Below are 23,801 nucleotides of genomic sequence, written 5' to 3' on the forward strand. Positions count from 1 at the left end.
TACGGTGGTGAGAGTTCACACAGAATTCAGCCCCTTGTGGGGGCGCGGTGACCGAATCTACGGCGGGTGCGGCGGACTCGCAGCAGAAGCGAACTTTGTCCGATTCAGGAGAACCCTCAAGTGCCCGCCGTCCAGGATCGCCGCTGGTGGGGACCGTCGCACGGACCGATTGCAGATCGCGCCGACCCACTCGCTACACTTGACGACGGATCCCGCGCGGCGTGCATCCTGTGAACTCCCCCAGGGCCGGAAGGCAGCAAGGGTCAACGGGCTCTCTCGGGTGCGCGGGGTCCCCATACATCTCACGCCGATGCACATCTCAGTCCGATACATGAGGTCCCCCGTTGAACTATCACTCCAAGAGTGCCGACGAGCTTCGCGCCACCCAGGAGGACCTCCGAAAGCTCTACGACGCGCTGTGCGCGGCAGGGCTGACCCTCGATCTCACCCGCGGCAAGCCCGCGCCCGAGCAACTTGATCTGTCCAACGAGTTGCTGTCACTGCCCGGCGCCGATTTCCGCGCCGCGGATGGCACCGACACCCGCAACTACGGCGGCCTGCGTGGTCTGCCGGAGCTGCGGGAGATCTTCGGCGAGATCTTCGCGGTCGATCCCGCGAATCTGATCGCCTACGGCAACGCGAGCCTCGAGATCATGCATCACCTGACGACGTTCGGGTTGCTGCGTGGCACCGTGGATTCGGCGCAACCGTGGTCGTCGGGTCCGGTGAAATTCCTGTGCCCGGTTCCCGGATACGACCGCCACTTCGCGATCACCGAGCAGTACGGCATCGAGATGGTGCCGGTGCCGATGAACCCCGACGGCCCCGACGTCGACGCGTGCGCGGCACTGACCGCCGCCGACCCGTCGATCAAGGGCATGTGGGCGGTACCCACGTACTCCAACCCGACCGGCGTCACCTTCTCCGCGGAGGTCACCGAGGGCCTGCTGTCGATGCCGGCCGCCGACGACTTCCGTATCTACTGGGACAACGCCTACGCGGTGCACACCCTCGTCGACGAGGCGCCGACGCCTCTGCCGGTGATCGAGATGGCCGCTGCCGCAGGCAATCCCAACCGCGTCTACGTTCTCGGCTCGACGTCGAAGATCACCTTCGCCGGTGCCGGGGTCTCGTTCTTCGGATCGTCGAAGGCCAACGTCGACTGGTTCGTCGAGAACATCGGCTTCGCGACCATCGGACCCGACAAGGTCAATCAGCTGCGCCACGCACGATTCTTCGGTGACGCGGCCGGGGTGCGTGCCCACATGGCCCGCCACCGCGACATCCTCGCCCCCAAGTTCACGACGGTGCTCGGCATCCTCGAGGATCGGCTCGCGGAGTCGAAGGTCGCGTCGTGGTCCGAACCCGAGGGCGGCTATTTCATCAACCTCGACGTGCCCGACGGCGCGGCGAGCCGGACCATCGCGTTGGCCAAGGACGCGGGTATCGCGCTGACCCCCGCGGGCTCGACGTTCCCGTACAAGCACGACCCGCACGACCGCAACATCCGGTTGGCGCCGACCTTCCCGAGCATCGACGACCTGCAGGTCGCGATGGACGGTGTCGCCACCTGCGTGCTGCTCGCCGCGACGGAGACGCTGCTCTCCGCGCACGGTTCCTGAAGGGCGCCGAACTTCGGTGGGCGTGGCGGGTGACCGATCGTGACAGGTGGCCGCGGGCGCCGATTGGCTCTGTGCGTGGCTGCGCTCGCGATCGCCGCACTCGCCCTGTGGTGCCAGCACCTGATCCTGCCGTTCTCCACCCCGTTCTGGGGTTTGTTCGACTATCAACTCGACCTCGACGTCTACCGCGCGGGCGCACTGACCGTGTGGGACGGCGGCAGTCTCTACGACGCCAAGTTGCTCGGTCAGATGGACTACACCTACGCGCCGGTGTCGGTCATCGTGTTGATGCCGTTCGCCTGGATGTCCTTCGAGGCCGCCCGGATCGTGTGGAGTGTCGGCATCATCGTCGCGCTCTATCTGGTGATCGTCCTGTGCTTCCGGGCCCTCGGCAGGGATGTGAACTGGCCGCTGCGATGTCTGGCGGTCGCACTGGTCGCCGTCTCCATGCTCCTGGAACCGGTGCGCACCACCATCTGGTATGGCCAGATCAACGTGTTCCTGCTGCTGATCATTCTCGCCGACCTCGTCCGCCCCGACGGTTCACGACTCAAGGGCGTCGGCGCAGGCATCGCCGCCGGCATCAAACTGACGCCGCTGATCTTCGTCCTCTACTTCGCGCTGCTGCGGCGCTGGCGTGCGATGGCCGGGGTAGTCGGCGGATTCCTGCTGACCGCCGTCGTCGGATTCGTGGTGCTGCCCAAGGAATCCTGGTCGTACTGGACCGACAAGATCTTCGACTCCAACCGAGTGGGTGCGCCGCAGACTCTCGGTAATCAGTCGTTGCGCGGGCTCATCGCCAATCTGATGCACACCGACGCCCCCAACACCGCGGTGTGGATGGTCCTCGTGCTCATCGCGCTGGGCCTGGGGATGGGCTCGGCGGTCCTCGCCCATCGACGCGGCCATGAGTTGCTCGCGATCTCGATCGTCGGTATGACCTCGTGTGCGGTGTCGCCGATGGCCTGGGGGCATCACTGGGTGTGGTTCGTGCCGATCGTCGTGATCTGCGTGAACCTGTTGCTGCGCACCGATTTGTCGGCGATGCGCCGCGTGTCCGCCGGGATCGGACTCGTTGCGCTGATCCTGACGGCATTCGCCTGGCGCACGCACTTCGCCTATCCGATGTGGTTCGTGAACCGCACCGTGCCCGACGCGTACTTCACCGGGTTGTTCTTCAAGGCGCAGACGGGACCGGCGTGGGCACAGGCTTTCCTGGTCTATCCGTACAACGCGATCTTCCTCGGTACGACGATCGGGACCCTCGTCGTGCTCGGACTGCTCGACCGCCCCGCGCGCCCGACCGAGGAGAACACGGACCCGACGGACACCGCTACGCTGCCCAGCTGATTTCGGGGCTGCCCGGCTGGTTCCCGGTTAGTCGAAATTCACCGAATCGGACATGGCGTCGTGTGCCGCGATCTACGCTGACGCCATCGTCGCCGACCACCGCTGGATCAGTCGGCCCGCGTATGAGGAGAACTGCCATGCCCAGTATCAGTACCCCGGAATCGATGGACCTCGGATCGTGGATCGCGCGCCGGGCCGCCATCGGCCCCAACCGCCCGGCCATCACCTGCGACGACACGACGATGAACTTCCGGGAGTTCTCCGACCGCATCGACCGGTTGGCCGCCGCTCTGCGCGCCGGTGGTGTCGGCGTCGGTGACCGCGTCGCCTATCTCGGCCTGAACCATCCGATGTTCCTGGTCGCCTTGTTCGCCTCGGCGCGTGCCGGAGCGACGTTCGTGCCGTTGAACTTTCGGCTCACCGGAGCCGAACTCGCCTACATCATCAACGACGCCGGCGCGCACACCCTGATCGCCGACCCCGCGCTCACGGCCGTCGTCGACGAGGTGGCCGATCAACTCACGCTACAGCGGCGCATCGCCGTCGGTGAGCACGCCGGCTGGGAATCCGCCGAAGCCGTCATCGCCCACGCCGAGCCGATCGTCGACCCGGCCCGTCCGTCGCCGGACGCCATCGCTGTCATCATGTACACCTCGGGAACGACCGGTCGCCCCAAAGGGGCGATGCTCACCCACGGAAACCTGTTCTGGAACAACATGAACTCGCTACTGTGTCTGGACGTCGAGACCTCCGACATCAGCTACTGCGCCGCACCGCTGTTCCACATCGGGGGACTCAACGTCACGACACTGGTCACCCTGCAGAAGGGTGGGCACATCGTGCTGGCGCCGTCGTTCGATCCGGCCGCGGCACTCGCCTCCATTGAAAAGCATCGTGTGACAACGATGTTCGGTGTGCCGGCGATGTTCCTGTTCATGACCCAGGTGCCGCAGTTCGAGACCGCGGACCTGTCCAGCCTGCGCTACCTCATCTGCGGTGGCGCACCGGTGCCCGAACCGTTGATGCGTCGCTACGCCGAGCGCGGGCTGGCCTTCGCCCAGGGATACGGACTCACCGAAACCGCCCCGCTGGCACTCGTGATGGGACTCGACGAGTCGGCGGCCAAGATCGGCGCCGCAGGCAACAAGGTGGTGCCGCTGTCGGATGTGCGACTCGTCGATGCCACCAATTCGCCTGTTCCGGTGGGCACCCCGGGCGAGGTGTGTGTCCGCGGCCCACAGGTGATGGTCGGGTACTGGCGCAACCAGGCGGCCACCGACGCCGTCATCGACGACGAGGGCTGGTTCCACACCGGCGACATCGGCCGCGAGGACGACGACGGCTACATCTACGTCGTCGACCGCGTCAAGGACATGGTGATCACCGGCGGCGAGAACGTGTACCCGGCCGAGGTCGAGAGCGTCCTCTACAGCCATCCCGCGGTCGCCGAGATCGCGATCCTCGGGCTGCCCGACGTGAAGTGGGGAGAGGCGGTCACCGCCGTCATCGCCACCGCCCCCGGCCACGAGGTCACCCTCGAGGAGCTGCGTGACTTCGCCAAGGACCAACTCGCCCGCTACAAGCTGCCGTTGCGTCTGGAGTTCGTCGACGCCCTGCCACGCAACCCCTCGGGCAAGGTGCTCAAATACCAGCTTCGTGAGCAGTTCTCCACTCCTGTCCCCCAGGCGTGATCGACCGGTCCGACCTGTGGGGGAGCGGGTCGGACTGTCGGGGTTCGCCGGTACTCTCGACGCGTGGCCCTGTATCGCACCTACCGTCCGGCGACGTTCGCCCAAGTCGTGGGCCAGGAGCACGTCACCGACCCCTTGAGCCGCGCACTCGACAGCGGACGGATCAATCACGCCTACTTGTTCTCCGGGCCGCGCGGCTGCGGCAAGACGTCGTCGGCGCGCATCCTCGCCCGTTCGCTCAACTGCGTGCAGGGCCCGACGTCGACGCCGTGCGGGGAGTGCTCGTCGTGTGTGGCGCTCGCGCCGGGCGGGCCGGGCAACCTCGACGTCATCGAACTCGACGCGGCCAGCCACGGTGGTGTCGACGACACCCGTGAGCTCCGGGATCGCGCGTTCTACGCCCCGTCCGAGTCGCGCTACCGCGTGTTCATCGTCGACGAGGCGCACATGGTCACCAACGCCGGGTTCAACGCCCTGTTGAAGATCGTCGAGGAGCCGCCGGAGCATCTGATCTTCGTGTTCGCGACCACCGAACCGGAGAAGGTGCTGCCGACGATCCGCTCGCGCACCCATCATTATCCGTTCCGGCTGCTCGCCCCGCCGGTGATGCGCGGGCTCCTCGAGGACATCTGCGCCAAGGAGCACGTGCGGGTGGCTGCCGACGTCTACCCGCTGGTGATCCGCGCCGGCGGCGGTTCGCCGCGCGATTCGCTGTCGATCCTCGACCAGCTCCTCGCCGGGGCCGGCGAGGAGGGGGTCACCTACGAGCGGGCGCTCGCCCTGCTCGGCGTCACCGACATCGCCCTGATCGACTCCGCCGTGGACGCTCTCGCCGTCGCCGACGGGGCCGCGTTGTTCACCGTGGTGGAGCAGGTCGTCGACGCCGGCCACGATCCTCGCCGCTTTGCCGTCGATCTACTCGAGCGCCTTCGGGATCTGATTCTGCTGCAAGCGGTTCCGGATGCCGCCGACCGCGGTCTGGTGGAGGCGCCGGGTGATCAGCTGGCGCGGATGCGCAGTCAGATCGATCGCCTCGGCCCCGGCGGGCTGACGCGTTTCGCCGAGATCGTCCATAGCGCGCTCGGCGAGATGCGCGGCACCACCTCACCACGGCTACTGCTGGAGGTGATGTGCGCGCGAATGCTGTTGCCCACCACCTCAGCCGACGACGCGGCACTCCTGCAACGCCTCGAGCGGATCGAGTCCGGGGTGGTCGTGGCCGCACCCGCGGCGTCGGCGACCCCGGCCCCGGCGGCATCGACAGCGTCTGCCCCGGCGGCTCCGGCGCCTCCCGCAGACGGGCCACCACCGAAGTATGTGCGCCCGTCCCAGCGCAAGGCCACCGAAGATCATGTGGGACAACAGGACACGTCGCCATCGGCTGATGCCCCGGATGAGACGGAGCGCGCGGCGGCCGAGAAGGCGGCAGCCGAGCGCGCGGCGGCAGAGAAGGCGGTAGCGGAGAAGGCTGCGGCGGAAAAGGCTGCGGCAGATCGTGAGGCCGAGCAGGCTGCTGCCGCGAAGGCCGCAGCCGAGCGCGCGGCAGCGGAGAAGGCTGCAGCGGAGAAGGCTGCAGCGGAGAAGGCTGCTGCAGAAAAAGCGGCCGCAGAAAGGGCAGCGGCCGAAAAGGTGGCGGCCCAGGTGCCGGTCGCGGATCCGACTGCCCCCCAACCGCCGTCACGGACCCGGTCGGAACCCGAGCCGGAACCCGAACCCGAGCCGATCGCGGAGGTCGCCGGCTTCGACGACGAGATCCCGCTTCCCGACGAGCCGTTCGACGAGTACGAAGCGCCACCGGACGAACCGGTCCCGGCGGCGCCCCGCAGCGCACCGGAACCCGAACCCACACCGGAGCCGCAGACGGGTCTCGACCCCGATACGCTGCGCAAACGGTTCCAGGAAGTGCGCACCGCTGTTCGGACACGCTCGAAGAGCCTGGAACCGATGCTGTCGGCGGCGGTCGTCGACGATCTCGACGGCACCACCGTCGTTCTCGCTCACCCGATCGACGTGTTGGTGGGCAGATTGTCTGCCCCGCACGCGGTCTCGATCATTCGTGAGGCGTTACAGGAGGTGTTCGGCGCCGATCTCGACGTGCGCACCGTCCACCGTGACACCTCGACCCCGGGCCCCGCGGCTGCGCGGCCGCAGGCTGCTGCCGCACCCAAACGGCAGACGTTCTCGCGGCCGAGTCGGGCGCGCTCGGACTCGGCGGAGGGAAGTGCTCCCGCGCCCGAACCCGATCCGGAACCCGAGGAGCCCGAACCGCCCCGTTCCGACGAGGAGATCAGTGACGACGAGCGTGCGGAGATGGTCGCCGACGCGCACAACGCCACCCCCGACGCGCGGATCGACCCCGACAAACTCGCCCTGGATCTACTTCAGACCGAGTTGGGTGCGCGGCCGCTCGAGTAGCGAACCAGCTGTGGCGCGCGGGGTCTCGAGGCTCCGGCGCTGGCGCGCCTGCGCACCTCGACCAGCGGGGTGGAGGGCGTCCGGCGTCGACCAGCGGGCCTTACAACCGATGGTCGAGGTGTGACGAGCCGCAAGGTGAGGAGCCTCGAGACCCGGTGCGCTGCAGGTGGACTCGCCCTATGCGTCCCACCACGGCCGCAGCGGGAGCTCGTGACGACCCTTGTCGTCGAGCTTGACGCCGAGAACGTGGTGTAGCTGAACGATGTTGCGTTCGAAGCCGATGCGGCAGCCGGCCATGTAGAGGCCCCACAGGCGCGCGGTGCCCTCGCCGACCTCTTCGACGGCCTCGTCCCAGTGTTCGACGAGATTGCGGTTCCAGTCACGCAACGTCATCGCGTAGTGGTAGCGGAAGTCCTCCTCGTGCACCACCTCGACGCCGCCGATGTCCTGCAGTTTGGAGATGATCTTGCCCGAGCCGGTCAGCTCGCCGTCGGGGAAGACGTAGCGGTCGATGAACGACCCGGCCCGTGAACTCTTGGCGTTGTCGGGACGGGTGATGCAGTGATTCAACAACATTCCGCCGTCGCGCAGCTTGTCGCGCATGAACGAGAAGTACGACGGGTAGTTGTGGACGCCGATGTGCTCGGTCAAACCGATCGAGGACACCGCATCGAATCCCGACTCGGTGACGTCGCGGTAGTCGCTGTGGCGGACCTCGGCGAACTCGGACAGCCCCTCGTCGATGATCGCCTGCTGCGCCCACTGCGCCTGCTCGGCCGAGAGGGTCACGCCGAGTACATGGACCCCGCGTCGGGCGGCGTAGCGGACCATTCCGCCCCAGCCGCAACCGATGTCGAGGAGCCGGTCGCCGGCCTTGAGCCGAAGCTTGTCGAAGATCAGCCGGTACTTGTTCTCCTGCGCGGCTTCCAGCGATGCGTCGAGGTCGGGGTACACCGCGCACGTGTAGGTCATCGACGGTCCGAGTACCCACTCGTAGAAAGTGTTCGACACGTCGTAGTGGTGGTGGATGACCTCGGCGTCACGGGCCTTGCTGTGCCGCAACCCCTCGGCGAACCGACGCCAGCGCGGCAGTGCCTCCTGCGGGGGCGGTGCGATCGGCTTGAAGTGTTCGATACCGAGCGACCGCGCCACCTGCGCCAGCACCAGCGGTGAGGGGCGTTTGAACTCGAGGTCGGCGGCCAGGGCCTGCAGGGCGCCGTACGGGTCGCCGGGGTGGGCGCCGATCAGCTCCAGATCGCCGGACACGTACGCGCGGGCCAAGCCGAGGTCACCGGGGGCGGTCACCAGGTAGGTGGTGCCGCGCGGCGTCACCAGGTTCAGGCCGAACTCGGCGTCCTCGGGACCGGCAGAACTGCCGTCGTAGGCGGTGACGCGGATGTTGAGATTGCCGCCCACGATGGACTCGAACACCTGGGCCAGGGTCATCTTGGCATGCTGCGCATCGTTTTTCGACGGTGCGCTGTCCTTGTAGGTCGTCATTGCCGTTTCACCGCTTTCGCATAGAGATCGAGCAGTCGGCCACGTGGGTCGTACCGCTTCTTGAGCAGTCGGTAGTGCTCGCCTCCGTAGAGTTCATCGAATTCCTCAGGGCTGTAGAAGGATTCCGAATACAGAGACTTGTGGCCATCGAGCTCGGCCACCTTGCGTTCGATCAATTTGTTGGTGTATCCCGGATCGCCGGGCGTCACCGGAACCGCCGACCAGAACCCGACGTTGACATAGGTGCGGTCGGGCTGCAGCGGGTACAGCGGCCAGGGGCGCAGCGGATTCGCATCGGGTGTGCTGCCGCCGACCTTCTCACGAAGGCGCAACGGGCACAACCAGATCGGCTCGATCGGCACGCTGGTCAAGAACCAGTCGAGATAGTCGGTGGTGTGCTCGATCGGCACCTCGATGTCCTGCACGACTCGCTCGTTGGCAGGTAGGCCCTTGCGCTTGTTGAGGCGATCGGCGATGTCGAAGCGCTGGTCGTAGCCGATCAGCTTCCAATAGAAACTGCTGCGCAGCAAACGTTTCGGCCACAGGCGGCGGATGCGGGGCTCTTGCGCGCCGAACGCCCGGGAACACCAGAACCAGTCGGTGTCCCACCGCCACAGATAGTCGTGGATAGTCAACCGATCGCGCTGGGGTGTGCGCGTCGAATCGTGCTGAATGGACCGGTAATAGATGTCCATCCCCGTGTAATCGCTGACCGGTCCGGCTTCATCGGTCTGCCGCCCCAGCGTCAGATAGGCCTCGTCGGCGCTGAACACGGTTCCGTCGAGATAGTCGACCCGCTCGCCGTCGTAGGACCTGTCGGTGACGATCGCATCCATCGTCGTCTGCAACGCCGACAGATCGGTGAACCGCACATGCCGCAGCGCGACGTACGGGGCGACCTCTTCCAACTCGATTCGCAGCCGCACCGAATAGCCGAGCGTCCCATACGAATTGGGGAATCCGTAGAATAGATCCGCATAGTCGTTGGTCGGGGTCGCGGTGATGATCTCGCCGTCGCCGGTGAGGATGTCAATCTCGAGGACCGACTCGTGGGGCAGTCCGTTGCGGAACGAGGTGCTCTCGATGCCCAGGCCGGTCACGGCGCCGCCGAGGGTGATCGTCTTGAGCTGCGGAACGACCTTGGGAGCCAACCCGTACGGCAGCGTCGCGGCGACGAGGTTCTCGTAGGTGCACATCCCCGCGACATCGGCCGTCTTGGCGGCCGCATCGACCGAGATCACCCGGTCGAGGCCGGAGACGTCGAGACCGGGGTGCGGGTTCTTGGCCCGGGCCCGGAAGAGGTTGGAGGTCTTCTTCGCCAGACGGACCGTGGCCTGCGGTCCGATGGCGCGGTAGCTGGCCAGGAGGGTGGCCACACCCTCGTCGAATGCCGCTGCCCCCATCTCCATCTGTGCCGAGCTCACTTGGCTAGCCTAGGACGTGAGCAGCACGCCCGCCAATCAGTACATCGTGAAGGAGTTGGGTCAGTGGGTCAGATTTCCGCCAGTCAAACGACAGAGGTGGCCGCGTCCCCGGATGCCGTGATCGGCGCGCTCGCCGACTACGCCGACACCCGCCCGGCGATCCTGCCCGAGCAGTACCGCGACTACCAGGTGATCAGCGGCGGCAACGGCGACGGCACCGTCGTGCACTGGATCCTGCAGGCGACCTCCAAGCGTCAGCGTGACGTCAAGGCCACCGTCTCCGTGACACCCGGCGCCGGGAGCGCAGCGAGCGGGCCGGACGCCGCAGCCACGATCACCGAGAAAGACGAAAATTCGTCGATGGTGACCACCTATCAGGTCTCGCCGTCCGGCTCGGGCAGCAAGGTCACCACCACGACCACCTGGAACAGCAACGCCAGCGGCATCGGCGGCTTCTTCGAGAAGACCTTCGCGCCCAAGGGACTCGCCCGCATCCAGGCCGCCCTGCTCGCGAATCTCAAGACGCGGCTGGAGAAGTAGCCCACCGCGGTGGGTAGCCGGACCGGGAAACAGCGCGGTCGCGCACGGCCGTCACCGCTGCCGCCGCGCGACGGTGTCGACGCCACCCGGGTCGTGTTGCGGTCGGGGCCGGAGTCGACCGTCGGGGAGTGTCTGCGGGCCACGCCGTCGTTGCAGGAGCTGACCGACGCCGACCTCGCCGATCGCGCGCAGCGGGGAGAGATCGTCGACGCCGACGGCCGGCCGCTGACGCTCGAGCAGCCCGCGCGTGTCAACACGTCGGTCTACCTCTACCGCGACCTGCCCGACGAGATCACGATTCCCTTCGATCTGCCGATCCTGTACCGCGACGAGTACATCGTCGTCGTCGACAAACCACACTTCCTCGCGACGATGCCGCGCGGACAGCACGTCACCCAGACCGCGCTGGTGCGGTTGCGCCGCGTGCTCGGCACCGACCTCGTCGCCCCCGCACATCGGCTCGACCGCCTCACCGCGGGGGTGTTGCTGTTCACCCTGCGACCCGAGGTGCGTTCGGCCTACCAGGATCTGTTCGCGCAGCGCCGGGCCGAGAAGGAGTATCGGGCGCTCGCCCCGGCCGCGGGGGTCACCGATACCAGGGTGGTCCGCAATCGGATCGAGAAAACCGCCGGTGACCTGCGGGCACGTATCGTCGACGGACCGGTGAATGCGATCAGTGAGATCACCGAGATCGAGCAGACCGCGGGCGGGTCGGTCTATCGGCTGGTCCCGCATACCGGTCGCACCCATCAGCTGCGCCTGCACATGGCTCTGCTCGACGTGCCGATCGTCGGCGACCCGCTCTACCCCGAGGTTCGGCCCGAGGTGGCCGGGCGACCCGCGCACGGTGACTTCTCCGAGCCACTGCGACTCGTCGCGCACAGCCTGTCGTTCGTCGATCCGTTGACCGGGCAACCGCGTCGATTCGAATCCCGGCGCACCCTCACCGACGGTCACCACTGACCACCGCGGGAACTGGTTACGCTGTCCCCGTGACCATCCTCGCCTCCTACGAACGCCACCCCGACCTGGGGTGCGAGGCCGTGGTGTTCATCGACGACGAGTCGATGGCCTGCTTCCAGATCCAACGCGAACTCGTCGGTGGGGACCGCGCGGGCGATCGGTACTGCATCTCCACCGGTGCCAGCGCCCCGATCTACGATGCGATCCGGCAATGGCGTCGCGTCGAGCACAATCGCCTCGAGTTCGCCCTCACCCCTCGCGCGAGCAGGCTCTTCGGCGACGAGGAGCTGTCCTTCGAGATCACCCCGGTCGGTGACGACACCGTCGACGACATCGTGGCCCATGTCGAGCGCCTGTTGCGCTGATCCGGTCCGGCCCGGCACGCGCGCCCCGTCGGCACCGCCGACTACCCTGGGGCCCGTGAATCAACCTTTCGATCCCAGCGCACTCTTCGGCGGCGGAGCCGGCGGCGACAACCCGATGGCCGGGTTGCTGCAGCAGGCCCAGCAGATGCAGGCCAAGTTGCTCGAAGCGCAGAACGAGATCGCGGCGACAGAGGTCACCGGTACCGCGGGCAACGGTCTGGTGACCGTGACCGGCAACGGGACCGGTGAGATCACCGCGGTCACCATCGACCCCAAGGTCGTCGACCCCGACGACGTCGAGACCCTGCAGGATCTGCTGCTCGGCGCACTCGCCGACCTCTCGAACAAGCGCGAGGAGCTCGCCGGCGAGAAGATGGGACCGCTCGCCGGAGGTCTCGGCGGCGGACTGCCCGGCCTGGGCTGAGGTACGACGCACCGATGTATGAGGGCCCCATCCAGGATCTGATCGACGAGCTCGCCAAACAACCCGGGCTCGGCCCGAAGGGTGCCCAGCGCATCGCGTTCGCGCTGCTGGCCGGCGAGAAGAAGGAGATCGATCGACTTGTCGCGGCCCTCATCCAGGTCCGCGACAACGTCACCTTCTGCGCCGAGTGCGGCAACGTCTCGGCCAACAATCTCTGCCGGATCTGCTCGGATGCCCGACGTGACGCGACCAAGATCTGCGTCGTCGAGGAGCCCAAAGACGTCCACGCGATCGAGCGCACCAAGGAGTTCCACGGCCGCTATCACGTGCTCGGCGGCGCGCTCGACCCGCTGTCGGGGATCGGCCCCGACCAGTTGCGTATCCGCGAGTTGCTGCGACGGCTGGCCACCACCGACGACGGCACTGAGGTCACCGAGATCATCGTGGCCACCGACCCCAACACCGAGGGCGAGGCCACCGCGACATACCTGCTGCGGATGCTCAAGGACTTCCCGGGGCTGTCGGTGACGCGTCTGGCGTCGGGGCTGCCGATGGGCGGCGACCTGGAGTTCGCCGACGAACTCACCCTCGGCCGTGCGCTGTCGGGCCGCCGCATCCTGGCATGACGATGACGGCGCCCACCCTGTCGGCCGATCTCGACGCCCGGCTCGACGACCTCGCCGCGGAGATGATCTCCGGGATCGTCGCCATCGACGGCCCGTCCGGTGCGGGCAAGTCGACGGTTGCCGACGCCCTCGTCGCCCGCTTGCGGGCCCGCGGCACCGGGGTGGTGCTCGTCCGCACCGACGACTTCGCCACGTGGGACAACCCGGTCGCGTGGTGGCCGGAGCTGGAAACCGATGTGCTGCATGCCTTTGTGCGTCGGCACGATTACCGTTATCGGCCACGGGAGTGGGTCGACGGTGTGCCGCAACTCGGTGGTCGGGTGTGGGTGCGGTGGGAGCCGCTACTGGTGATCGAGGGCGTGTCGTCGGCGCGGCGTCGTATCGCCGACCGGCTCAGCCACGCGCTGTGGCTCGACGGCGGTGACGCCGACGCGCGGCTCGAACGCGCCGTCGCCCGCGACGGTGAATCCTCGCGTCCCCTGCTGCAACGATGGCAGCAGTTCGAGCGCGGCTGGTTTGCCGTCGATCGCACCCGCGAGCGCTGCAAGGTCCTCGACTGAGCTCGGCTCGGTGAGCACCGCATGGCCCGACGACGATCCCGATACCGCGATCTCGCCGATCTCGATGCCGCGCTGATCGACTGCCGCGCCTGCCCTCGTCTGGTGGCGTGGCGCGAGAAGGTGGCGCGGGAGAAACGTGCCGCCTTCGCCGACTGGGACTATTGGGGACGGCCCGTCCCGGGGTTCGGGCCCGTCGACTCCCGCATGCTCATCCTCGGGCTCGCGCCGGCCGCGCACGGCGCCAATCGCACCGGCCGCATGTTCACCGGCGACCAGAGTGGTGACGTGCTGTTCCGCGCGCTCTACGATGTCGGGCTCGCCTCGCAACCGACCGTCGTCTCCGCCGATGACGGGATGGAGTTGTTCGGGGTGCGCATGACTGCCCCGGTGCGTTGCGCTCCGCCGCAGAACAAGCCGACCACCACCGAGCGCGACCGATGCGCCCACTGGTTACGCGCCGAGCTGGACCTCCTGGCGCCCACGGTGCGCTCGGTGATGGTGCTCGGCGGCTTCGGATGGCAGGTGGGGTTGCGGACGTTCGAGGAACTCGGCTGGCAGATCGACCGTCCCCGACCGAAGTTCGGCCACGGCGCGCGTACGGTCATCCGACGTGACGACGGCGCCGAGCTGACGGTCTTCGCCAGCTACCACGTCAGCCAGCACAACACCTTCACCGGGCGGCTCACCCCGGCGATGTTGCGGGCGGTGATCGTCGAGGCCGCCCGGCACGCCGGATTACCCGCGCGCGACCGCACGGTCGGGTGAGCCGGCGGTCGATCAGTGGGCGTCGAGATCGATCTCGTAGTGCACGAATCCGGTGTCGGTGGCGACGGCGTCGTAAAGTCTTCGCGCAGTGGCATTCTGCTGTTGGGTCAGCCAGTAGACCTTGGTGAGTCCGGCGTCGCGTGCCGCCTCGCGGACGTGGTCGATCAGGGCGCGTCCGACGCCGGACCTGCGACTGTCGGGGGCGACGAACAGGTCCTCGAGATAGCAGTAGCCGGTGCGGCTCCAGGTCGACGGATGGGCGAGCCAGTGGACCAGACCGATGGCGCGCCGCTGGTCGTCGCGTGCGATCGCACCGTGAATACCGTCACCGGAGACGATGCGCCGGAACGTGATTGCGGTGATCTCGGGGTCGAGGTCGGTCTCGTAGAAGCGCAGATAGCCGTCCCAGAGTGTCAGCCAGTCGTCGTGATCGTCGGCGCTGCAGGGCGAGATCGTGGTCATGGCGACACAGTACGTCGGGCTGCGGATTCCCGACAGCCGACGTCGTCGTGTGGCGTAGGGTGAGGCCATGTCCCAGCGTGGTGATCAGGTGTGCCGGTGCGGCCATCCGCGGTCGGCGCACGACCACCTGCGTGCGGGCACCGACTGTGCCCTGTGCGGGGCGTCGGGCTGCTCGCGGTTCCGCCGGTTCCGCTTCTGGCATCGGGGCGGGGCGGGTGCGGCCGACGGCTCAGCGTCGGGCGGCGGCGAGTCGCTCGGCGCGCAGCCGGTCAACCTCTGGGAGGTCCAGCGGCGCAAGCGAATCGGTCCCGATCGCCCGGGCGAGGAGAAAATCGGCTAGCTCCGGGTTGCGGGCCAGCGCCGGGCCGTGAAGGTAGGTGCCGATCACCGACCCCGCGACCACACCCTCGGTGCCGTCGCCCACGCCGTTGCCGACGCCGTGACGCACCCGCCCGAGCGGGGTGGCATCGGCCCCGAGAGTGCTTCCGCCCCTATGGTTTTCGAATCCCGACAACGGCTGGGTGAGTCCGGGCAGCACCGGGTCGGTGACGAGCTCGCCGATGCTGCGGGTCTGCTGCGGTGCGGTGGTGAGGTCGAACAGCGAGATGCCGTCCACCCGTTCGCCGGCCGACGTCTCATACCAGTGGCCGAGCACCTGGATGGCCGCGCAGATCGCCAGCACCGGACGGCCCGCGGCCGCCGCACGTTGCAGCCCCGGATAGCGGGTGAGGTGCCGGGTGGCCAGCCGCTGCGCGTAATCCTCGGCGCCACCGAGGGTGTAGACGTCGAGTGAATCGGGGACCTCGTCGTCGAGGGTGATCGAGATGATCTCGGCGTCGATGCCCCGCATCCGGGCCCGCTGCCGCAGCACCAGGGCGTTCCCGCCGTCGCCGTAGGTGCCCATCACGTCGGGGAGCACCAGCCCGATACGCAGCGTCGAGTCGCTCATTTGCGTTCCTCCCGTACGCGTTCCATCGCGGTGCCGAGATCGCGGAAGGCGGTGTAGTTCGCCAGGACCTCGACGCGTCCCGGCGGACATGAGGCGATGGCCTTCATCGGGTCGGGGATGGTGGTGTGTTCGGCGCCCGCGTAGAGCAACCGCACCGACAGGTCGGCGGCGCGTTCGCCTGCGGCGACCACCGCCATCGTCTCGAACGCCTCGAACCGCACGTCCCACAGCCAGGAGAGATCCTCACCGTCGGGGACCTGCCCGTTGACGGCGATGACCAGTCCGTCGGCATCGTGGTCGATCATCGACAACGCTTCCTGCCAGCCGGCCGGATTCTTGGCCAGCAGTGTGCGCACCGAGTGGTTGCCGACCTGATGGATGCCGTAGCGTCCGGCAACCTCGCCGACGGTCTGCACCGCCGCCACCGCCTTGGCCGGGTCGGCGCCCATCGCGACGGCCGCGGCCACGGCCTGCGCAGCATTGCCGCGGTTGGCGCGGCCCGGCACGGCGAGAGCCATCGGCGCGACGAAGCCATCGGGGCCGTAGATGTTGTCGTCGTCGACCCACCAGTCCGGGCTGGGGCGCCGGAAGTTCTCGTCACCGGTCGAATACCAGTCGATACCGCCGGGTGGTATCGACGGTCCGCTGCCGGAGTCGGCGGTCGCACGCGCGATGGGTTCGCCGGTGCGCGGACAGCTCACCGAATCCCCGACCCAGCTCGACCCGGCCGCCACCCACACCACCTTCGGCGCATCGAAGGCAGCGGAGGTGACCAGGACGTCGTCGCAGTTGGCGACGACGATCGTGTCGGGGTGGCGGCCGACGCCGGCGCGCAGGGCGCGTTCGATCATGTTGATCTCGCCCACCCGGTCGAGTTGATCGCGCGAGAGATTCAGCATCACCACCACCTCGGGATCGGTGGCGTCGGCGACGTGCGGGACGTGTAATTCGTCGACCTCGAGTGCGCAGATCGGCGCCGAACGTTGCAGGCTGAGCGTGGCGATGATGCCGGCGTCCATGTTGGCGCCGTCGGCCTGGGTGGCGACCTCGCCGAGTTCGGCGAGCGCCGCCGCGGTCATCCGCGTCGTCGTCGACTTGCCGTTGGTGCCGGTGATCAGCGCCGTACGCTTGCCGGCCGCGAGGCGGGCCATGATCTGCGGGTCGATCTTCTCGGCGACCAGCCCGCCGATCATCGAGCCCTTCCCGCGTCCGGCGGTACGGGAGGCCCAGCGGGCGGACGCGGCGGCGGCCAGGGCCAGCGAGGTGCGCAGCGGAACTCGGTCGGACATGGGGACGAGTCTGGCACAGGGGCGCCGACGGTGCCGCCGGACCTCGGCGGGGTACCCTCGCGGCCGTGAGTAGGGCCACAACGCTGACGATTCCGCTTCCGTTCCGCGCCGTCCGTTCGGCGATGCGTCTCGGCGGACACCTTCCGCCGGGTGTGCTGGGCGTCGCCTCCCGGATCTGCCCGGTGAACTCCGACGGCGAGCACATCGCCCCGGAGATGTTGGTCGCCGGCGTCGCCACGCGACTCATGCCCGGTGGCGACATGAGCGGCGCGACCGTCGAGCGCGCCCGCCACAACCTCGAGGTGAACTCGGCGATCTCCGCCGAGCGGACCCCGCCCCTGGCGGTCGTCGAGGATCTGCTGATCGACGGGCCGGGCGGCGACCTGCCGGCCACCCGATACCGCGCCGAGGTCTCCTCGACGGGGCTGGTGCTGTTCTTCCACGGTGGCGGGTTCTCGCTGGGCAGTCGGGCCACCCACGACGCCTACTGTCGCCGACTGGCCCTCGACACCGGTGCCGACGTCCTGTCCGTCGAGTACCGGCTCGCCCCCGAGCATCCGTTCCCGGCGGCCGTCGACGACGCCCTGGCCGCGTGGCGCTTCGCGGTGAGTGCGGCCCCGCGCTGGGGTGTCGACACCGATCGCCTCATCGTCGCCGGCGACAGCGCAGGCGGGAACCTCGCCGCGGTGGTGTCCCAACTCGTGCGCGGCGAGGAGGTGACGCCGCGTCTGCAGCTGCTGCTGTATCCGGTCACCGACATGACGCGATCCGGCGGTTCTCGGCAGGAGTTCGCCACCGGCTACTTCCTCACCGCCGAGCGCATCGAGTGGTTCACCGAGCGCTACATCCCGGCCGGCGTGCCGCGCAGTGATCCGCGGATCTCCCCGCTGCTCGCCGACGACCTCACCGGACTGCCGCCCGCCCACGTGGTGGTCGCCGGCTTCGATCCGTTGCGCGACGAGGGAATCGCCTACGCCGACGCCCTGTCCGGTGCCGGCGTACCCACCTCGCTGCAACGCGAGTCGGGCATGATCCACGGCTTCGTCAACATGCTCGGCTTCAGTCCCGCTGCCCGACAAGCGGTCTCGGGGATTCACGACGTGGTGCGCGGCGTGCTCTGACAGAGGTTTCACCCGCACCGGCCCGCACCCTCGACCGTGGCGCGGCCAGCACCCCGGCGGCGCATCCGGCGATGACCAGAGCGGCGCCGGCGATCTCGATACCGCTCGGCACCTCGCCGAGCAGTAGCCAGGCCGCGCTGATCCCGACCACGGGTACCAGCAACGACAGCGGCGCGACCCGGCTGGCCTCGTACCGCTTCATCAGCATCGTCCAGAGTCCGGACCCGGCGATCGTGCCCAGCAGCACCACGTAGGCCAGGCCGACCAGCGCGATCAGCCCGGACGACGAACCCAACGTCGTCAACGACGTCAGGTCGGCGCGAGGGCCTTCGGTGGCAAAGCTCAACGCCAGGAACGGGATCGGCGGTACCACCGACATCCACAGCGTCATCCGCAGGGCGTCGTCGGGTTGGGCCAGGCGGCTGCCGATGTTGCCGAACGCCCAGGACAGGCCGGCCAGCACGGTCAGCACCATCGGGACGACGATGCCCACACCGATCGACGAATGTCCGGCGCGGTCGACGCCGATGACGACGATCCCGGCGACGGCGATCGCGATGCCGAGGATCTGCGCGGGCACCAACCGCTCACGCAGGAAGAGCACGCCCAGCAGCACGGTGAACGGCGCCGAGGTCTGCAGGACCAACGAGGCCAGCCCGGTGGGCATCCCGAGGTTCATGGCGAGGAACAGGAATGCGAACTGCCCGAACCCGAAGCCCACTGCGTACAACAGGAACCATCGCATCTGCACGCGAGGGAACTTCACGAACAGCACCACCGGGACGGCCATCACCGCGAACCGCAGAGCCGCGAAGAAGAACGGCGGGAAGTGGTCGAGACCAACGCGGATCGCGATGAAGTTGAGGCCCCAGAGGACGACGACGGTGAGGCCGAGCAGGCGATCGCGGGTGGTCATGAGTCCATCGTCGGGCTGGCATCGATGAAGACAATCGAATTCTTTTGCAGTAACCGTTCGTTATTGCTTCATCTTTGCTTGCGGAGCGCTACCGCCACCCGAGCGCAGGTGCCACGTCCTTCAGGATCGCCTCGATGACGTGCGCGTTGTAGTCGACGCCGAGCTGATTGGGAACCGTCAGCAGCAGGGTGTCGGCAGCGGCGATGGCCTCGTCTTCCCGGAGCTGTTCGATGAGCTTGTCGGGTTCTTCGGCGTAGGACTTGCCGAACCGCGCGATACCGCCGTCGATGTGACCGACCTGGTCGGAGCTGTGCCGGTCCCGGCCGAAGTAGGCCCGGTCCATGTCGTTGACCAACGGGAAGATACTGCGGCTCACCGATACTCGTGGCTCACGCTCGTGACCGGCGAGCTTCCAGGCGTCGCGGAACCGCTGGATCTGTTCGGCCTGGAGTTGGTGGAATGGCACACCGGTGTCCTCGGTGAGCAGCGTCGACGACATCAGGTTCATGCCCTTCTCCGCGGTCCACTCGGCTGTCGCGCGAGTGCCCGCACCCCACCAGATGCGATCACGCAGGCCCGGTGACTGGGGTTCGATGCCCAGCGGTCCCGGCGGGTTGGGGAACATCGGCGATGGATTCGGCTCGGCGAAGCGCGCACCCTCGATCACCTGGAGGAACACGTCGGTGTGCGAGCGCGCCATGTCGGCGTCGGTCTCGCCGTCTGCGGGAACATAGCCGAAGTACTTGTAACCCTCGATCACCTGCTCGGGGGACCCCCGGCTGATGCCGAGCTGGAGTCGTCCGCCGGAGATCAGATCGGCCGCGCCGGCGTCCTCGGCCATGTACATCGGATTCTCGTACCGCATGTCGATGACGCCGGTGCCGATCTCGATGGTCTCGGTCTTCGCGCCGATCGCGGCGAGCAGCGGAAACGGCGAACCGAGCTGCCGTGCGAAGTGGTGCACGCGGAAGTAGGCGCCGTCCGCGCCGAGTTCTTCGGCCGCGACCGCGAGGTCGATGGATTGCAGCAGAGTGTCCGCGGCCGAGCGGGTCTGCGAGCCGGCCGACGGGGACCAATGTCCGAAGGAGAGGAAGCCAATCTTCTTGCTCATGACACCAGTTAACCGGACTTGGGTCCGCTTTGTTCCACCAGGTCGGCGAGGCGGGCAAGATCGGCCGCGACCGTCGCCGCGTCACGGTCGAACTCCTCGTTGGTGAGGTCGAGTTGCCGCAGGGTGAAGACCACTTCCGAGCCGTCGGGGTGGGCCAGCACCCGCACCGGATTGGTGACCGTCGACCCCGACGAAAGGGTCACGTCGTGGTCGATGACGCCGAACTCGTTGTCCGGAACGAAGCGCACCGTGACGGTGCCCATCGGGGATTCGACGAGGAGGTCGTCGCCACGGCGCGTGACCGGTGCCTGCGCCAGCCCCGACGCCCAGAGCGCCAGGTTGTCCGGGTCCGACGCGAACTCGTAGACCTGATCCGGCGAGGCGGCGATGACGTGACTCACGTGACGACTACGCATTCATCCATCATGCGTGCCGGGTCCGGCATGCATGGTGGATGCAGGTCATAGGATCGCGCCATGGAGGTTCGTCGACTGCGGTTGCTGCGCGAGTTCGCCGACCGCGGCTCGATCGGCGCGGTCGCCGACGCGCTGCACATGACGCCGTCGGCGGTATCGCAACAACTCAAGGTGCTCGCCGAAGAGGCCGGTGTAGCGCTGCTCGAACCGGACGGCCGACGCATCCGTCTGACCGGTGCGGGCCACGCGCTGGTGCTGCGCGCCGATGACGTCATCGCCGCGGTGGAGCGGGCGCAGGAAGAGATGGTGTCGTACCGATCCGGGCACACCTCGGTGCGTCTGGCCATGTTCCCGTCGGGTGCGACGCTGCTGCTGCCCGACGTGCTGACGCGGGCCACCGAAGCGGGAATCGACGTCCATGCCTTCCACCTCGACGTCGGATACCCCGAGGCCGCACCGGCGTTGGCCGATTTCGACATCGTCGTCACCCACCGCGACGAGCGGATGCCCACGCTGACCGATCCGCGGGTCACCGTCACCGAGCTGATGCGCGAACCGCTGGACGTGATCGTCGCGCGCACCTCGGACCTCGCGGATCATCGGCGGGTCGCGGTCTCCGAACTCGCCGACCGCGACTGGATCAGCGTGGAGGGAGGGTTCCCGGTCGACGATGTGCTGCAATCGATCTCGGCGCTCACCGGAGTGGCACCTCGGGTGATCCAGCGAATGCTGGACTTCACGACGATCGAGGCGCTCGTCGCCGCCGATCACGGGATCGCCCTGATGCCGCGTCATGCGGCCCGGCATCCCGACGTGGTCGCGTTGGAGCTCAAGGGAGTTCGCGCTGCGCGGGTGTACGAGGCGTTCACCCGGCCCCATCCGCGTGCGGCGATCGCGGCAGTCGTCGATGGCCTGCGTCGGGTTGCTGACGCCGTCGCCCGCTGAACTACTCGCCCTGCTCAGCTGCCGGGGATGCCGGTCGTAACCGTTCCGGTGGCGTTGCCCATTGTTTGCAATTGCGGTGTGGTGCCGTTGAATCGGTTGAGATCGACCGGCGTCGGAATGCCGGGGAGCTGTCCGGAATCCGTGTACTGCCAGAACGTCCACGTGCTCCAGCCTCCGTGGGGCATCTCCGGTGCGGCCTGGCCGTTGTAGGACGCGATCCATAGCGGGTGGTCGGCAAATTCGGTGGTGCCGCCCATCGCGGTGTCCCAGAACTTCGGATAGGTGTACAGGATCGTCTTGCGGCCGGTCAGCGACTCCAGGGTGGCAAAGAACTCCCGCACCCACGCGGCGAGGTCCGTCGGATTGAGCCCGCCGGAGTTCTCCAGATCGAGAACCGGTGGGAGATCGAGCATTCCGTTCTGCCCGAGCACGACCCCGGCGTAGAAAAGTGCTTGCGCGGCAGCTGATTGCGAGGGGTCGGCGTAGTGATAGGTGCCGCGGATGAGGCCGGCGGCACGCATGGTGAGGCTGTCGGGAACGAAGTACGGATTCACATAGGTGAGGGATTCGGTCGCCTTCACCATGGCGATCTGCTGGCCGGCGGCGCGCACCGCGAACCAGTTGATCAGCGACACGTTCGGATGCTGGTAACTCGACACATCCGGCCCGACCGACGGGGCCGCGGCAGCCGGCGTAACGGTCAGCGAGCCGGCGACACCCACCACCGTCGCGACGGTGGCGGACATGACAAGACGACGGCGCACCATGCGCCCCAGGATAGGTCTGTACGCCTCAGTTGACACCCCACCTGTCACTTCTGTAACACACTCGTGGCCAGAAACACCTGTAACGGTCAACTCGGTCAAGGGTTTTGACCGAGTTTGGTGGATAGGGGGTCTCGAGGCCTCGTCGCTGGCGCTCCTCGGCACCTCGACCATCGGCTAGAGGCGCCGCCGAAGCGGGGTTTTCCCCACCGGGGGCGGGTGGCAGGGCGTTTCCCCGGTGGTCGAGGTGCGAGGCGCGTGCGCCGAGCCTCGAGACCACTTGTGTCAAGGCTGGTTTCGGATCTCAGCGATGGCTCGGGTGGTCTCGAGACGCTCCGGCTCGCTGCGCTCGCGCGGGGCTCCTCGACTATCGGGGAACGGCGACCGTCGTCGAGGGAACACCGCGGCTTTCCCCACCGATGGTCGAGGTGTGAGGCGCGTGCGCCTCGAGACCGCCTGCCACGGTGCTGGTTCCAGCCCACGGACTACCAGGTCGGATGCTCGCGATAGAAATCCAGGTGCGCCCTCGCGGCAGACTCCCAGGTGAGGGATCGGGTCAGGGCGCGCCCGGCGTCGACGCGCGAATCGGGATCGGCGAGGGCGGCGGCGAGGTGGTCGGCGAGGTCGGCAGGATCGGTGGCATACCGCACGGTCTCACCGAACACCTCACGGAGGATCGGCAGATCGCGGGCGACGACGGGGCGGCCGGCGGCCAGCGCCTCCATGGCGGCCAGCCCGAATCCCTCCTTGGTCGACGGGAAGGCGAAGACGTCACACGCGGCGACCAGCGACGGCAGCACGTCGTCGGCGACCGCACCGAGCACAACGGGCTCGACACCGAGATCGTGGGCGCGCCGGTCGAATTCCGCGCGATAGTCGCGGTAGTCGAAGAGGGTCTCACCGCCGGCGAAGACGAGTGACAGGTCCGGGACGCGAGCCCGCAGCAACGCGAAGGACTCGACGAGATCGATACTGCCCTTGCGGGGTTCGATGCCACCGACCGCCAATACGAAGGGGCCCAACTGGTCCCGCCATCGCTGTCGAGCGGTGGCAGCCGAAGGCTCCGGGCCGGCCGCGACCGAGAATCGAGTGTGGTCGACCCCGTTCGGAATCACCGTGGGGTGCAGTCCCCATCCGGCTCGAACCTCCTCGGCGACCGACCGTGACACGCAGATCCGCGCATACGGGTTGACGACGGCCTTCTCGTGGCAATCGACGAGGATCGGGGTGGTGAATTGGTCGAGATGGTGGATCGTGCGGATGCAACGTCCGACGGCGTTGGCACTGATGCAGTCCTGGGCGTGCACGATGTCGGTGGCGGTGGCGTCGAACTGTTCACGCATCGTGGTGATCGACCGCATGATCCGGTCGGTGATGGACTCGTTCTCACGATCGGGAAACGGGATGAGGCGCACCGCGACCGATGGATTCACAGTTCGGAAGAATCCCTCGTCGCCTCCTCGCGCCAACGACCACACCGTCACCTCGGCGCCCTGATCGGCCAGTGCCTCGGCGAGATTGAGGGTGTGGACCACCCCGCCACGCGGTTTGGTCGAATACGTCAGGAGTGCAATGCGCATGGA

At 67.8% G+C, this 23,801-nt stretch carries 23 protein-coding genes and 1 other RNA gene; 14 read left to right on the plus strand and 10 right to left on the minus strand.

Annotation, left to right across the window (positions count from 1 at the left end; translation table 11 throughout):
* The first annotated feature begins 204 nt into the window (after positions 1–204).
* The 5 genes from ffs to QNM97_RS25440 all read left to right on the plus strand — a co-directional run bounded on the left by ffs (position 205) and on the right by QNM97_RS25440 (position 7,078).
* An RNA gene (gene ffs, locus QNM97_RS25420) (signal recognition particle sRNA small type) lies at positions 205–299 on the plus strand.
* Between the two features lie 45 nt (positions 300–344).
* A complete protein-coding gene (locus QNM97_RS25425; protein WP_283820863.1) occupies positions 345–1,622 on the plus strand; it encodes an aspartate aminotransferase type Ic in 1,278 nt (425 codons plus the stop codon).
* A 69-nt stretch (positions 1,623–1,691) separates the two neighbouring features.
* The gene (locus tag QNM97_RS25430) at positions 1,692–2,972 is read left to right on the plus strand and encodes a glycosyltransferase 87 family protein (RefSeq protein WP_283823325.1); all 1,281 of its coding nucleotides are present in this window, start codon (positions 1,692–1,694) and stop codon (positions 2,970–2,972) included.
* 137 nt (positions 2,973–3,109) lie between these two features.
* Positions 3,110–4,663 (plus strand): acyl-CoA synthetase, encoded by a 1,554-nt coding sequence (locus tag QNM97_RS25435; RefSeq protein WP_283820864.1) that lies wholly within the window; start codon positions 3,110–3,112, stop codon positions 4,661–4,663.
* A 63-nt stretch (positions 4,664–4,726) separates the two neighbouring features.
* Complete coding sequence (locus QNM97_RS25440) at positions 4,727–7,078, plus strand: DNA polymerase III subunit gamma and tau (RefSeq protein ID WP_283820865.1); 2,352 nt, start codon at positions 4,727–4,729, stop codon at positions 7,076–7,078.
* Between the two features lie 177 nt (positions 7,079–7,255).
* Here the strand turns inward: QNM97_RS25440 and QNM97_RS25445 are convergent, their stop codons facing one another.
* Complete coding sequence (locus tag QNM97_RS25445; protein ID WP_283820866.1) at positions 7,256–8,578, minus strand: class I SAM-dependent methyltransferase; 1,323 nt, start codon at positions 8,576–8,578, stop codon at positions 7,256–7,258.
* A complete protein-coding gene (locus QNM97_RS25450; RefSeq protein WP_283823326.1) occupies positions 8,575–9,981 on the minus strand; it encodes an FAD-binding oxidoreductase in 1,407 nt (468 codons plus the stop codon). The genes QNM97_RS25445 and QNM97_RS25450 overlap by 4 nt, the downstream gene beginning before the upstream one ends.
* Before the next feature lie 84 nt (positions 9,982–10,065).
* On the opposite strand from QNM97_RS25450, the gene QNM97_RS25455 reads away from it, so the two are divergent.
* The 7 genes from QNM97_RS25455 to QNM97_RS25485 are packed head-to-tail and all read left to right on the plus strand — an operon-like array spanning position 10,066 to position 14,245.
* A complete protein-coding gene (locus tag QNM97_RS25455; RefSeq protein ID WP_283820867.1) occupies positions 10,066–10,542 on the plus strand; it encodes an SRPBCC family protein in 477 nt (158 codons plus the stop codon).
* 9 nt (positions 10,543–10,551) lie between these two features.
* A complete protein-coding gene (locus QNM97_RS25460) occupies positions 10,552–11,505 on the plus strand; it encodes a pseudouridine synthase (protein WP_283820868.1) in 954 nt (317 codons plus the stop codon).
* Positions 11,506–11,534: 29 nt separating this feature from the next.
* Positions 11,535–11,870: a hypothetical protein gene (locus tag QNM97_RS25465; RefSeq protein WP_079928607.1), complete on the plus strand. Its 336-nt coding sequence runs from the start codon at positions 11,535–11,537 to the stop codon at positions 11,868–11,870.
* A gap of 55 nt (positions 11,871–11,925) precedes the next feature.
* A complete protein-coding gene (locus QNM97_RS25470; protein ID WP_006371650.1) occupies positions 11,926–12,294 on the plus strand; it encodes a YbaB/EbfC family nucleoid-associated protein in 369 nt (122 codons plus the stop codon).
* Between the two features lie 14 nt (positions 12,295–12,308).
* The gene (gene recR, locus QNM97_RS25475) at positions 12,309–12,920 is read left to right on the plus strand and encodes a recombination mediator RecR (protein WP_079928609.1); all 612 of its coding nucleotides are present in this window, start codon (positions 12,309–12,311) and stop codon (positions 12,918–12,920) included.
* Between the two features lie 2 nt (positions 12,921–12,922).
* Positions 12,923–13,480 (plus strand): uridine kinase family protein, encoded by a 558-nt coding sequence (locus QNM97_RS25480; protein WP_283823327.1) that lies wholly within the window; start codon positions 12,923–12,925, stop codon positions 13,478–13,480.
* Between the two features lie 21 nt (positions 13,481–13,501).
* Positions 13,502–14,245 (plus strand): uracil-DNA glycosylase, encoded by a 744-nt coding sequence (locus tag QNM97_RS25485; protein WP_283820869.1) that lies wholly within the window; start codon positions 13,502–13,504, stop codon positions 14,243–14,245.
* 12 nt (positions 14,246–14,257) lie between these two features.
* Here the strand turns inward: QNM97_RS25485 and QNM97_RS25490 are convergent, their stop codons facing one another.
* The 3 genes from QNM97_RS25490 to QNM97_RS25500 form a co-directional block, all read right to left on the minus strand.
* The gene (locus tag QNM97_RS25490) at positions 14,258–14,707 is read right to left on the minus strand and encodes a GNAT family N-acetyltransferase (protein WP_283820870.1); all 450 of its coding nucleotides are present in this window, start codon (positions 14,705–14,707) and stop codon (positions 14,258–14,260) included.
* A 229-nt stretch (positions 14,708–14,936) separates the two neighbouring features.
* On the minus strand, positions 14,937–15,656 hold the full coding sequence (locus QNM97_RS25495; RefSeq protein ID WP_283820871.1) for a type 1 glutamine amidotransferase: 720 nt from the start codon (positions 15,654–15,656) through the stop codon (positions 14,937–14,939).
* Positions 15,653–16,945, minus strand: a complete 1,293-nt coding sequence (locus QNM97_RS25500; protein ID WP_208793148.1) for a Mur ligase family protein — start codon at positions 16,943–16,945, stop codon at positions 15,653–15,655. The genes QNM97_RS25495 and QNM97_RS25500 overlap by 4 nt, the downstream gene beginning before the upstream one ends.
* Before the next feature lie 65 nt (positions 16,946–17,010).
* Here QNM97_RS25500 and QNM97_RS25505 point away from each other — a divergent pair, with 65 nt between their 5' ends.
* Complete coding sequence (locus QNM97_RS25505) at positions 17,011–18,066, plus strand: alpha/beta hydrolase (RefSeq protein WP_283820872.1); 1,056 nt, start codon at positions 17,011–17,013, stop codon at positions 18,064–18,066.
* Here QNM97_RS25505 and QNM97_RS25510 read toward each other — a convergent pair.
* The 3 genes from QNM97_RS25510 to QNM97_RS25520 all read right to left on the minus strand — a co-directional run bounded on the left by QNM97_RS25510 (position 18,005) and on the right by QNM97_RS25520 (position 20,509).
* A complete protein-coding gene (locus QNM97_RS25510; RefSeq protein ID WP_283820873.1) occupies positions 18,005–18,982 on the minus strand; it encodes an EamA family transporter in 978 nt (325 codons plus the stop codon). The genes QNM97_RS25505 and QNM97_RS25510 overlap by 62 nt on opposite strands.
* Before the next feature lie 88 nt (positions 18,983–19,070).
* Positions 19,071–20,093: an LLM class flavin-dependent oxidoreductase gene (locus tag QNM97_RS25515; protein WP_283820874.1), complete on the minus strand. Its 1,023-nt coding sequence runs from the start codon at positions 20,091–20,093 to the stop codon at positions 19,071–19,073.
* An 8-nt stretch (positions 20,094–20,101) separates the two neighbouring features.
* Positions 20,102–20,509: an SRPBCC family protein gene (locus QNM97_RS25520; RefSeq protein ID WP_283820875.1), complete on the minus strand. Its 408-nt coding sequence runs from the start codon at positions 20,507–20,509 to the stop codon at positions 20,102–20,104.
* A 60-nt stretch (positions 20,510–20,569) separates the two neighbouring features.
* Here QNM97_RS25520 and QNM97_RS25525 point away from each other — a divergent pair, with 60 nt between their 5' ends.
* Positions 20,570–21,454: a LysR family transcriptional regulator gene (locus tag QNM97_RS25525; protein ID WP_283820876.1), complete on the plus strand. Its 885-nt coding sequence runs from the start codon at positions 20,570–20,572 to the stop codon at positions 21,452–21,454.
* Positions 21,455–21,468: 14 nt separating this feature from the next.
* Here the strand turns inward: QNM97_RS25525 and QNM97_RS25530 are convergent, their stop codons facing one another.
* Positions 21,469–22,200, minus strand: coding sequence for a glycoside hydrolase family 25 protein (locus QNM97_RS25530; protein ID WP_283823328.1), 732 nt, complete (start codon positions 22,198–22,200; stop codon positions 21,469–21,471).
* A 503-nt stretch (positions 22,201–22,703) separates the two neighbouring features.
* Entirely contained in the window at positions 22,704–23,798 is a 1,095-nt protein-coding gene (locus tag QNM97_RS25535; protein WP_283820877.1) for an MSMEG_0565 family glycosyltransferase, read from the minus strand.
* Between the last annotated feature and the right edge of the window lie 3 nt (positions 23,799–23,801).

The organism is Gordonia sp. L191 (assembly GCF_030077625.1).
Classification (GTDB): Bacteria; Actinomycetota; Actinomycetes; order Mycobacteriales; family Mycobacteriaceae; genus Gordonia; species Gordonia polyisoprenivorans_A.